The organism is Rhizobium sullae (assembly GCF_025200715.1).
In the GTDB taxonomy this organism is placed as follows: Bacteria; Pseudomonadota; Alphaproteobacteria; order Rhizobiales; family Rhizobiaceae; genus Rhizobium; species Rhizobium sullae.
Genome location: NZ_CP104143.1, coordinates 3596625 through 3609396 on the forward strand (window position 1 = coordinate 3596625; position 12772 = coordinate 3609396).

Sequence of the window (12772 nt, forward strand, 5' to 3'; positions counted from 1 at the left end):
CGGGTCAAAGACGCACAAAAACTGCCTCAGTGGGGCATCTTTTAGAGATTTTTTCGATAATTCTTCTGCTAACTTGCGGCAAATCACACAAATCGGGGGAATGTCTTCAATGGCTGCCAAAAACAATCCGCGACGGGAGAAGCTGATCGAAAGCGCGAAGAAGATCGCTGCTGCAACCAAAGAACAGTATCTCGATCCGGAAATCCTCTTCGGCCGGGCGAGCGGCGACGACCTCGATCGCTACACGCCGGAGATGCTGGCGCTTTCCGCCGTTCATTCTGCTAAGGAGCTCTCGACCTGGGACGGCAAGGTTCCGCGCGTTACGATCGAAACGCTGGCCGGTGTCGAACCCGATGGCGTTGCAGTCTCGGTCCTGACGGTTACCGATCGTAATATGCCGTTCCTTTACGAGTCGGTCATGAGCGAGGTCACGAGTACCTATCGCGATCTCTACATGGCAGTGCATCCAATCCTGGTGGTTGAGCATGGAAAGGCGCCGGTACTTTATTCCGCCGAGGAACCGAGCGATCCGGCAAAACGCGTCAGCCACATCCAACTTCACATTTCGCCGTTGACCGCGACACAATCCGGCGACCTCCGGAAGCGCATCATGATCGTGCTGGAGCAGGTCCGCCAAGCCGTTTCCGACTGGAAACCCATGCTCTCCAAGCTCGACACGGTAATTGCCGAATTGGGCAGCTACAATGCCGGCCGCAAGAAGGCCGACCGCGACGAGGCACTGGCTTTCCTGGCCTGGCTGCGCGACGAGAACTTTACCTTTCTCGGCATGCGCGAATATGTCTATTCCGGCAAGGGTGGCGATGCTGTCAAAGTCGAGCGTCACAAGGGCGCCGGTCTCGGCATTCTTTCCAATCCAGATGTATTGGTGCTGCGCACCGGCAAGGATGCCGTAACGACGACGCCGGAAATCCTGGCCTTCCTGGACGGCCCGGACTTTCTGATCGTCACCAAGGCGAATGGGAAATCAGTCGTCCACCGCCGCGCCTATATGGACTATGTCGGCGTGAAGCGATTCGACAAGGATGGCAACGTCACCGGCGAGCTGCGTATCGTCGGCCTTTTTACCTCGACGGCCTATACGTCCCCCGCGTCGGAAATTCCGCTCATCCGTTCCAAAGTTGCCAAAGTGAAAGATCATTTCGGTTTCGATCCCATGAGCCATTCGGGCCGAATGCTGGAAAACACCTTGGAATCCTATCCGCGCGACGATCTTTTCCAGATCGACACGACGCTGCTCGCGAATTTCGCTGAACAGATCAATGATCTTGTTGAGCGCCCGCGTGTCCGCGTTCTGCCGCGCATCGATCATTTCGACCGTTTCGTCTCGGTCATCGTCTATGTGCCGCGTGAGGAATACGACTCCATCGTTCGGGAAAAGATCGGCACCTATTTGAAGACTGTCTACGATGGCCGGGTTTCCGCCTATTATCCGGCTTTCCCGGAAGGGCGGGTTGCGCGCGTACACTTCATCATCGGCCGGTCCGGTGGCAAAACGCCGCGCATCCCGCAACCGAAGCTCGAGGAAGCGATCCGTGCCATTACCGCCCGCTGGGACGATCGCTTTGAAGCGTTGGCGGGGCCAAAGGCGCCGAAGATCGGCGTCAGCAACGCCTTCCAGGATTCCTTCACCCCGGAGGAAACGGTTACCGATCTCCCGGACATTACCGATTGCGCCTCCGGCGAGCCGATACGCATCGCATTCTATTACCGCAATGATGCAGAACGCGGCCGGATCTTCTCACTCAAGATTTTCCATGCTGGCGAGCAGCTTCCACTCTCACGCCGCGTGCCACTTCTCGAAAATCTCGGTTTCAACGTGCTGAGCGAGCGGACTTTCGACATCGAAGTTCCAGCCGCCGACGGCTCGGTCAACGTCGTCGTGCTGCATGATATGGAACTCGAAGCCCGCAGCGGCGCTGAAATTGACCTCAGCCGTTATGGTGCCCCGTTGGAAGAAGCCTTCGTTTCCGCTTTCGACGGCACGATTGATAATGACAGTTTCAACCGGCTGATCCTTTCGGCTGGGCTTTCCGCGCGCGAGACGAATGTCCTGCGGGCCTATGCGCGTTATCTTCGCCAGGCGGGTATCGCCTATTCGCAGGATTACATCGCAACGACCCTCGACAAATACCCAGAGATCGCCGCTTCGATCTTCCGGCTCTTTTATGATGCACTCGATCCGCAGCTTAGCGAAAAGGCGCGCATGAAAAAGCTCGCCGATCTGCATCGATCGATCGAGGTGGCGCTCGCCAATGTGCCGAGCCTTGACGATGACCGTATCTTGCGCCGCTACATCAACGTCGTCGATGCGACGCTGCGGACCAACTATTTCCAGCGCACTGCCGAAGGCTCGCCGAAGGCGATGCTTGCCTTCAAGCTCGATCCGCATCTCGTCGACGGCCTGCCGGACCCCAAGCCCTTCCGGGAAATCTTCGTCTACGGGGTCGAAGTCGAGGGCGTGCATCTGCGTTTTGGCAAGGTTGCCCGCGGCGGTCTGCGCTGGTCGGATCGCGCCGAAGACTATCGCACGGAAGTTCTTGGCCTCGTAAAGGCGCAACAAGTGAAGAACGCCGTCATCGTTCCGGTCGGCGCCAAGGGCGGCTTCTATCCAAAGAGACTGCCCGCAGGCGGCAGCCGCGATGAAATCTTCAGTGCCGGCCGCGAAGCCTATAAGACCTATATTCGCACCCTGCTTTCGATCACAGACAACATTTCCGGCACTGATATCGTGCCGCCGGCAAATACGGTGCGGCTTGATGGCGATGATCCCTATTTTGTCGTCGCCGCCGACAAGGGAACGGCAACCTTCTCCGACACGGCCAACGCGTTGGCGCAGGAAGCGGGCTTCTGGCTCGACGATGCCTTCGCGTCAGGCGGCTCGGCCGGCTACGACCACAAGAAAATGGGCATCACCGCACGCGGCGCCTGGGAAACCGTAAAGCGTCATTTCCGCGAGATGGATATAGACATCCAGACGACGCCATTTACGGTGGCCGGTGTCGGCGATATGTCCGGCGACGTCTTCGGCAACGGCATGCTGCTCTCCCCGAAGATCAAGCTCATTTCCGCTTTCGACCATCGTGATATCTTCATCGATCCCGATCCGGATATGGAAAAGACGCTCGCCGAACGGCAGCGGCTATTCAACCTGCCCCGTTCAAGTTGGCAGGACTTCGACAAGTCGGTTCTTTCCAATGGCGCGATGATCATTTCACGCGCGTCGAAATCTGTCACGCTGACCCCGGAAGCAGTTGCGGCAATCGGCATCGACAAGGCGGTGGCAACCCCCTTCGAGATCATCACAGCAATCTTGAAGAGCCCGGTAGATCTCCTCTGGTTCGGCGGCATCGGCACCTATGTGAAGGCGCAGTCGGAAACCGATACGGAAGTGGGCGATCGTTCGAACGATCCGATCCGCATCACGGCTGATGAGGTGCGGGCGAAGGTGATCGGCGAAGGCGCCAACCTCGGCGTCACGCAAAAGGGCCGCATCGCTTATGGCCTGAAAGGCGGACGAAGCAATTCCGATGCGATTGACAATTCGGCGGGCGTCAACACCTCGGATGTCGAGGTGAATATCAAGATCGCGCTCGCCAAGGCGATGCATGACGGCCGGCTCACACGGGCAAAACGCGATCAGCTGCTTTCGTCGATGACAGACGAAGTGGCGGCTCTCGTTCTGCGCAACAACTATTTGCAATCACTGGCGATTTCGCTGACCGAACGTAAGGGAACCGCCAATGGCCTTGAGCTTGCGCGCTTCATGAGCGTGCTGGAAGGCGCCAAGCAGCTCAACCGGAAAGTGGAAACGCTTCCCGATGAGGCAACGCTTGCAGAGCGCTATGCTGCCGGCAAGCCGCTCACGCGGCCGGAAATCGCCGTGTTGCTCTCTTACGCCAAGATCGTGCTTTTCGATGCCGTTGCCGCCAGCGATCTTCCAGACGACACTTATTTCGCGGCGACCCTTTCAAACTACTTCCCGGCTAAGATGCAGAAAACCAATGCCTCCGATATCGCAACCCACCGGCTGAAACGCGAGATCATCGCGACGTTGCTTGCCAATGAGGCAATCAATCGTGGCGGCCCAGGCTTTGTAGTGAGCATGATGGATGCGACAGCCGCGTCAGCGCCGGAAGTCGTCCGTGCCGCAATTATCGCCCGCGATGGCTTCGACCTGACCAGGCTTTGGACCGAGACCGATGCGCTAGACGGCAAGATTTCCGGCCAGATGCAGAACCGTGTCTATGAAGAGATCGGCCACAGCTTCACCGTCCTCACTCGCTTGCTTCTGAAGACCGGCATGGCAAAAGGCGGCGTGGCTGAGACCATTAGCCGGCTTCAAACTGCATTGAAGAAATTGAAGCCCTCCTTCGCGGCGCAGGCCCCTGCAGAGTTCGAAGCGCGCGCCGTGGAGTATCGCGATGCCGGGCTGCCGGAAAGATTAGCTGCTGACATTGCCGGGCTGCCGAGCTTTGCGCTGGTGCCGGAGATCATGCAGATAGCCGAACGTACAGGCGAGGCACTCGGACGTGCCGCCGAAAGCTATTTTGCCGTATCGCAGACCTTCCGCGTCGGAAGGCTCCTGGCCGCCGGCGCCCGCATTCTCACCTCGGATCATTATGAAAACCTGGCGCTGGCGCGCAGCATCGACCAAATTGCCAGCGCCCGCCGCGATATCGTCATCTCGGCGCTGTCCGACCATGGCAAGGAAAAGCTGCCGGTTCAGGCGTGGCATGCAGTCGATCGCATCAGGATCAACCGCATCGCCGAAGAACTGTCAAACCTCAGCGATAGCGGCGATCCAACTCTTGCGCGCATCACGGTGGCCGCAGGTCTTTTGACCGATCTTGCGCGCGACCGGGCGAGATGACACAGTCCGCCGCGAAAGCGGGAGTGTACGCGTGAGCAGAATAGACTGGACCGGAACGGGAACGCCGGCGCCGCAAAAGGCGTCGGAAAAGGGCATCTGGAGCTGGATGCTCTTCGATTGGGCGGCGCAGCCGTTTTTCACAGTCGTAACCACGTTCATTTTCGGACCCTACTTCGTCGCGCGCCTGACGGCTGATCCGGTTTCGGCACAGGCGATGTGGAGCAACACGGCGACGATCTCTTCGGTGATCATCGCCCTGCTCTCTCCAATCCTCGGCTCCATCGCTGATCAATCCGGTGCCCGCAAACCCTGGATAGCCTGTTTTGCGGTCATCAAAATTGCGAGCCTCTTCGGTCTCTGGTTTGCAGCACCCGGCTCGCCGGTTATCTACCCGGTGATGTTCATGATCCTGGCCTCGATCGCTGCCGAATTCTCGATCGTCTTCAATGATTCCATGATGCCACGCCTTGTGAGCAAAGACGAGGTTGGCAGGCTGTCCAACACAGCCTGGGGACTTGGTTACCTCGGCGGCATGATCGTGCTGATCGCTGTTGTCGGGCTGCTTGCGGGGAGCCTGGAAACGGGAACGACGCTGTTCGGGCTCAACCCGTTGTTCGGGCTTGATCCGCATACCGGCGAGGATGCGCGCATTACCGGCCCGATCTCCGCCGTCTGGTATCTCATCTTCATCATTCCGATGTTCCTCTTCACGCCGGATGCGGCGAAGGGGCTGCCGTTCGCTGCTGCCGTACGTTCAGGCTTCAGACAGCTCGGGAACACGATCGACGAGCTGAAGCTCCGAAGAGGTATCCTGAAATTCCTGATTGCTCGAATGATCTATCAGGATGGCGTCAACGGGCTGCTGATCCTTGGCGGCACCTTTGCCGCCGGCATGTTCGGTTGGGCGACGATCGAAATCGGACTTTATGGGATCATCCTCAACGTCGTCGCGATTTTCGGCTGCGTCATCGCCGGACGCGTTGATCACCGCATCGGATCAAAGGCAACGATCCTGATCAGCCTGACGCTGCTGCTGCTCGCAACGCTCGGGATCATTTCGACGGGGCCGGGCTATACGCTCTTCGGCCTGCTGCCGATGTCAACGGCGGACGCCGGCGGGCTTTTCGGCACGACGGCGGAGAAGGCCTATATTCTGTACGGGCTGCTGATCGGCGTCGCCTTCGGTCCTGTACAAGCCTCGTCGCGCTCTTATCTGGCGCGCAGCGTCAGCCTGGAGGAGGCGGGGCGCTATTTTGGCATCTATGCGCTGTCCGGCCGCGCCACAAGCTTTATGGCAACGCTCCTCTTCTCCCTGATGACCTACGCCAGCGGATCAGCGCGTCTCGGCATGGCGACGCTGCTCCTTTTCCTCGCAGGCGGATTGATCCTGCTCATCGCAACACCTTATCCGGCCGACAGGAAGCAAGATTGAATTGAACCCTGGCTGAGCGCCGGGGTCCTGTCAGCTCAATGGCGGAAATGGCGCATGCCGGTGAATACCATTGCGACGTCGTGCTCGTTGGCAGCGTCAATCACCTCTTGGTCGCGCATCGAGCCACCCGGCTGGATGACTGCCGTCGCACCCGCAGCAATCATCGACAGAAGGCCGTCGGCAAAGGGCAGGAAGGCTTCCGAAGCAACAGCAGAACCGCGTGTCATCGGGGCGGGTAAACCGAGCGCCTTTGCGGCTTCCTCGGCTTTCAGTGCGGCAATGCGGGCGGAATCGACGCGGCTCATCTGGCCGGCGCCAATGCCGGCCGTCTGGCCATCCTTGGCGTAGACGACGGCATTCGATTTCACGTGCTTGCCGACCTTGAAGGCAAATTTCATGTCTTCCAGTTCCTGTGCCGTCGGCGCGCGCTTGGTGACGACCTTGAGCTCCAGATCCTCGATCATGCCGTTGTCACGGCTCTGGACCAGCAGCCCGCCGGAGACCGTTTTCGCTGTCAGGCCAGCGGCACGCGGATCGGGCAGACCACCGACAGAAAGCAGGCGCAGGTTAGGTTTCTTCGCAACGATCGCCTTGGCTTCTTCGGTTACGTCCGGAGCGATGATCACTTCGGTGAAGAGCTTGATGATCTCCTCCGCCGTCTCTGCATCAAGGGTGCTGTTAAGCGCGATAATGCCGCCGAACGCAGAAACGGAATCGCAGGCGAGCGCCCGCTTGTAGGCTTCGACAAGGCTCGGCCCCGTTGCGACGCCACAGGGGTTGGCATGCTTGATGATGGCACAGGCGGGTGCCTTTTCAGGCAGGAATTCAGCGACGAGCTCGTAGGCCGCATCAGTATCGTTGATATTGTTATAAGAGAGCTGCTTACCCTGCAGCAGCGTCGCCGTCGAAACGCCGGGGCGCTTCTCGCCGGTGACATAGAAGGCCGCTTTCTGATGTGGATTTTCGCCGTAGCGCATCTCTTCCTTCAGAACGCCGCCGATCACCCGATGGCGCGGCGTATCGATGGAGAGCGCTTCGGCGAACCAGTTGGAAATCATCCCGTCATAGGCAGCCGTGCGGGCATAGGCCTTGGCTGCCATACGCTGGCGGAACGCATAGCTTGTCTGGCCGGCATCGGCCGAAAGCTGTTCGAGCAGTTCCGGATAGTCCGCGGGATCGGTCAGGATCGTCACGTAAGCATGGTTTTTGGCGGAGGCCCGGATCATTGCCGGACCGCCGATATCGATATTCTCCACTGTCGTCGGATAATCGCCGCCGGCAGCACGTACGTCTTCGAATGGATAGAGGTTTATGACGGCAAGATCGATACCTTCGATGCCATGCAGCTTCATGGCTTCCTGATGTTCAGCATCATCGCGGATTGCCAGGAGACCACCGTGAACCTTCGGGTGCAGCGTCTTCACACGACCGTCCATGATTTCCGGAAAGCCGGTAACCTGCGAAACGTCAGTGACCGCCAGCCCCGCGGCGGCAATGGCCTTGTGTGTCCCGCCTGTCGAAAGCAGGCGTACGCCCGTCTCGGAAAGCGCGCGGGCAAGCTCGACAATACCCGCCTTGTCGGAGACGGAGAGCAGCGCGGTTTTGACTTTGACCTTATCGGGGGCGGGGATTTTCTTGGAAGTGACGGCCATGAACCTTCTCCGTTCGGGCTTCAGGAGACATCCGGCAAGGGACGTATAGGGTAATGGCGCCGCGTTAGCACGAGCTCTGCCGCTGCGCAAACAGCGACTAGCTCTTGCGGGACAAAAACCAGCGAATTTCCGGCTTTTCGGCGAAAACGAAGTCGATCTCGATCTGGTCGGAACCGCAGATACCGGAGGCGTCAGCAAAAAAGATATCTTCAGTGATCAGAACTTCGTTCCCCGGCGACGAGAAGAGCCAGCTCTCGCCATCCGGCGCTGTCAGCAACACGGACTCGCGGTCACTCTGCTTCGCATTGATGGCCGGATGGATATGGAAGCGCGCTGCCGCACGAAGGGGCTCGTCGCTGACGCGCTCGCCCTGCCGCACCAGCCGATCACGGCCAGTGACGATGGAGCCTGCAGCATTCAGTGTCAGTTCGCGCTCATGGAGCACGCCGAAATTCTTTAGATAGCCGTCGTGACTGACCTTGATGCCATCGCGTCCGTCTTCTGTTTCGGCGCGCTCGACGCTAACGGTCCTCACCGAGTCCGACATGATATGACCGAGAAATTCCGAGGTCGAGAAACGGCTGGATGAGGTGTCGTTCAGCGTCACCGTCGAATGCGTCGCAGTCGTGCGCGCCATCTGCACATAGCGGCGACCGGCGAATTTCGGCGAACCGGAGTTGACGATAAAGCGATGACGGCCTGACGACATTTCAAAGGAAAGGCAGCCCGCATGCGCCGTGCGCGAAAGGAGGCCCACTGCCGGCGGGCCGGTATCGGCGATCAAAACGGTATTTCCCGCCATGAGACGTTGATATCGCGAATGCGGCATTGCCTTGAAAGGCAGGCCCGCCGTTTCGTCATAACGCAGAACCGACATCAGCTCGTTGGCAAGCGTCGATGTTGCACCGTTGAAGAGCGCGAGATCGCCATTCTGGTGCCGGAAAAAGCGCAGTGCCGGATACATGCGATCAATGCCGGAAATAAGCTTCTGCGGCAGGTCGTGACCGAGATTCACATAGGTCTGGCGGAGCGGCAGGAGATCGAGAAGCAGCTCGAGGCCTGCCCGTGGATTGCGGGATATATGCCCGCCGTCGGGCAGAATCTGGCTATCGAATTCATTATCCAGCGCCTGGGCGGCCTTGCGCAGCACACCTTGCCGCGCTGGCATCGCGATCGAAGCCATGGCGAGGGCGATCCGCAGACGGAAGAGAACTTCCCCCGGAGGTGCGAAAGCAGCCATGCGCCGCAGATAGCGAACCTGAAACGCCAAAGATTTCAAGAAACGGCGATAAAAGCCACGATCGGCATTCTGCAGCACAACCGGCGAATGCGAGAGCCAGGCGATCACCCGCTGCGAAGTGACATCGATTTCCCAGGCAATGCCTTCCATGCGGCCAGCATGCAACGAGAGCCAGTTGTCGACGATCGCCCGGGCGACGGCCGAAACCCGGTCGCTCTTATTGGCCCGCATATGACGAAGCCAGCCGAAACCATGCAGGCGGTTGGCAAAGGCGCGTGATGGAAGCGTAAAGCCGAAGGGCGGTTTGCCGTTCGTCTCCAGCAGGCGGCCCGCCAAAGCGAAACGGCCATTCATGATCTCATCGGCTATGTGAGAATCAATTGCACGAAGATCGGTCGGCGCGACGATAAGCCGCTCGGGCACTTGGATCGTTTGGCGGAAAAGGCGCAGACGCAGCAGCGCAATGCGCCGCAACACGCGGCGCCAAGCCTCCCGAACATACAAACTCGAAAACCGCCGGCCGGACTGCATATTCTATTGTCTATTGACCCTCATGATTAAGAATAGGTGAATAAGGGCCGGTTTCAGCGGTAAGACTGCATTAATTTGCAAAACGAAATATAGAAAAGACGTACTCCTGCCTCGCATGAGCGATCAGGCGATCCCGAGTGGCGTCGTCGAGATTGTAGACCGTGAGCGACCCTCGAATTGCCCGAGTTCTTCGTGGAGTATGTTGCGGGCGATGGCCGCATCGACGGCGGCCTGGTCGCCACCGAGGGAGCGGATCGGTTGCAGGTCCTCTTCAGCGGTCTGTCCCATCAGTCCCAGCTCCTGTCCCTGTCGCCGCCCCATCTCCGGCGTTAAACTGTTTCTCAAAAACAGTATAACCGGCGAGGGGATAGGGACCAACGTGGGATGTCGTAGAGGGACCGTCCGGAGACACTAGAGGCGGACGTCGAGCCAGCCGGAAACGTTGTAGCGTTTTGCAGAAACGTTACAACCGACGCAGGGTATGGCGTGGGAACAGGGCCGTCGTACGGCCTCGGGAAACTGCCGCTGGGTTTCGTTAGTCACGGGGCTGGCGGCCTGCCGGAACCTCTCCGGAGCCTCTTCATTTACGACCGAGACACGTATTTCCATCTCGGGCGAGGGCTGAAGGGCAGTCCCGATCTCGCCTGGATACAATCAAGCAACACGCCGCAACACTGCGGCGTAAAAACCGTCAAGCCCCGAAGCGACCGTTTCGTGCATGCGCAGCATGGCAGGGGTCGTCCGGAATTCGCCAAGCGGAGTGATCGCCATTTCCAATCCGGGCCATCGAGCAGCGTCGATCCGGACGCGCTCGATGGTCGGCGTGTCCACCAAAATGCGGCTGACAACGTCCTCTCCCTCGACGGGATCCAGCGAGCAATTTGAAAAAACAAGCGTGCCGCCAGGCCTCAGGAGCGTCAGCGCATGGCGAAGCAGCCGTTCCTGCAGGCCGGCGAGCCTTGCAATGTCCTCCGGACCCTTCGTCCAGAGAACATCCGGATGACGGCGCGTCGTACCCGTCGAGGAGCAGGGCGCATCGAGCAGGATAGCGTCAAACGGCTCTGCCGGCTCAAACTTCAGAAGGTCTGTCGCAAGCGTTTCCGCATCGAGGGCAAGGCGCTCGAGATTCGCGCGCAGGCGCTTCAGACGGCTTTCGGATTGATCGATCGCAGTGACGTTACCTCCGGCGAGAATGAGCTGTGCCGTCTTGCCGCCAGGTGCGGCGCAGAGATCGGCGACACGTTTGCCGGACAGGTCGCCAAAGAGCTTGGCCGGAATGCTTGCCGCGGCGTCCTGCACCCACCATTCGCCCTGATCGAAACCTTCAAGGGAGGGAATCGCGCCGTCAAAGGCCGCAAGACGCACGCCGCCTGTCGGCAGGACTTTCCCATTCAGCCTAGCCGCCCAGCCGGCTGCATCGGATTTCACGGTAAGATCAATTGCAGCCGGCTCGAGCTGGGATTGGGCGATCGCCGCGGCGGCCTCTTTCCCATAGGCCTGTTTAAGCCGTTCGATAAACCATGCCGGCATCGGCGAAATCTTCGCGGCATCTTCGAGTACCTGTTCCTTCTCACGGCTAAGACGTCGTAGGATCGCATTCACCAGCTTTGCAAAGCGGCGATTGCGGGGATCCTGATTTGCCTGCTCGACGGCAAGATCGACAGCCGAATGATCGGGAACGTCGAGATAGAGGATCTGCGCTGCTCCAACCACAAGCACATGATGAAGTGCACGCGCGCCTTCCGGCAACGGTGAATCCAGTAAAGAGGCAATCGCCCCGTCGATGCGGGGCAGGTAACGCAGCGCGGTGTTCAGGATGGCCCGAACCAGCGCACGGTCTCCTTCCCCAAGAGCCTTATATGCCGGGTTTCCGTGTTCATGATCCAACGCACCATCTAACGGCAGTTTGCGGTCGATGACGGCAGCGAGAATCTTCGCTGCGGCCGCTCGCGCCTGCAGACCCGGCTTTGCGGCCGGACGCTCTGCAGGTGGCTTCTTCTTATGGAATGGCTTATTTCTGCCGTCTGAATTCAAGACCAGGGACCTTTTGGCGGTTGAGAACCACCGCGGCCAATACCCGTATTCGGAACCGAGCGCGACTTGCGCGACGGATTAGCAGTACGAACCGTTGCCGTCGAGCCATTCATACCGCTCCCTGCCATTTCCTGAAGTGCCGCAATACGGTTTTCCGTATTTGGATGCGTCGAAAACAGATTATCCATCCGTTCCCCGGAGAGAGGATTGATGATGAACATATGCGCCGTCGCGGGATTGCGCTCGGCATCATAATTCGGGATATGCGCGGCACCCCGGGCAATCTTGCCGAGCGCGGACGCAAGCCAGAGCGGGTCGCCGCAGATTTCGGCGCCGCGCCGGTCAGCGGAATATTCACGCGTCCGGCTGATTGCCATCTGCACCAGCATAGCGGCAAGCGGCGCTACAATCATCGCCAGAAGCACGCCCACGAAGCCGAACGGATTACTGTTATTCTCGCGGCTGCCGCCAAAGAAGAAGGCGAAGTTGCCAAGCATGGAGATCGCGCCAGCGAGCGTCGCCGTGATCGTCATCGTTAGTGTGTCGCGGTTCTGGATATGCGCCAGTTCATGCGCCATCACACCCGCCACCTCTTCCGGCGAGAGCGCGCTGAGCAGCCCCGTCGAGGCCGCGACGGCAGCATTCTCCGGATTGCGGCCGGTAGCAAAGGCATTTGGCTGCGGACTGTCGTAAAGATAGACCTTCGGCATGGGCAAGCCGGCATTTCGTGCAAGATCGCGTACGATGCGGAAGAATTCCGGCGCGTTTCGCTCATCGACCTGCTGCGCCCGGTAAGCCGAGAGCACCATGCGGTCCGAATTCCAGTAGGAAAAGAAATTCATGCCTGCAGCAATCAGGAAGGCAATCATCATCCCGCCGCGACCGCCGATCAGGAATCCGACAAACATGAACAAGGCCGTCATGAAGGCAAGCAACATGGCAGTGCGAACGAGGTTCATCGAGGTCTCCATCTCCCGTCTGCGGCAAAAGGG

Annotated in this window: 7 protein-coding genes; 2 read left to right on the top strand and 5 right to left on the bottom strand. The window is 59.2% G+C overall.

Features of this window, described 5'->3' with window-relative positions:
- Positions 1-109 precede the first annotated feature (109 nt).
- Together N2599_RS17945 and N2599_RS17950 are read left to right on the top strand one after the other, a co-directional pair.
- Positions 110-4891: an NAD-glutamate dehydrogenase gene (locus N2599_RS17945; RefSeq protein WP_027512242.1), complete on the top strand. Its 4782-nt coding sequence runs from the start codon at positions 110-112 to the stop codon at positions 4889-4891.
- A gap of 31 nt (positions 4892-4922) precedes the next feature.
- Positions 4923-6323, top strand: a complete 1401-nt coding sequence (locus tag N2599_RS17950) for an MFS transporter (protein ID WP_027512243.1) — start codon at positions 4923-4925, stop codon at positions 6321-6323.
- A 35-nt stretch (positions 6324-6358) separates the two neighbouring features.
- Here the strand turns inward: N2599_RS17950 and purH are convergent, their stop codons facing one another.
- The 5 genes from purH to htpX all read right to left on the bottom strand — a co-directional run bounded on the left by purH (position 6359) and on the right by htpX (position 12739).
- Positions 6359-7975, bottom strand: a complete 1617-nt coding sequence (gene purH, locus N2599_RS17955) for a bifunctional phosphoribosylaminoimidazolecarboxamide formyltransferase/IMP cyclohydrolase (protein ID WP_027512244.1) — start codon at positions 7973-7975, stop codon at positions 6359-6361.
- A gap of 97 nt (positions 7976-8072) precedes the next feature.
- A complete protein-coding gene (locus N2599_RS17960) occupies positions 8073-9746 on the bottom strand; it encodes a heparinase II/III family protein (RefSeq protein WP_027512245.1) in 1674 nt (557 codons plus the stop codon).
- Positions 9747-9869: 123 nt separating this feature from the next.
- The gene (locus tag N2599_RS17965) at positions 9870-10034 is read right to left on the bottom strand and encodes a hypothetical protein (protein ID WP_156915325.1); all 165 of its coding nucleotides are present in this window, start codon (positions 10032-10034) and stop codon (positions 9870-9872) included.
- Positions 10035-10400: 366 nt separating this feature from the next.
- Positions 10401-11786: an RsmB/NOP family class I SAM-dependent RNA methyltransferase gene (locus tag N2599_RS17970; protein WP_027512247.1), complete on the bottom strand. Its 1386-nt coding sequence runs from the start codon at positions 11784-11786 to the stop codon at positions 10401-10403.
- Positions 11777-12739: a zinc metalloprotease HtpX gene (gene htpX, locus N2599_RS17975; protein ID WP_027512248.1), complete on the bottom strand. Its 963-nt coding sequence runs from the start codon at positions 12737-12739 to the stop codon at positions 11777-11779. Before htpX ends, N2599_RS17970 begins: the two co-directional genes overlap by 10 nt.
- Positions 12740-12772 lie beyond the last annotated feature (33 nt).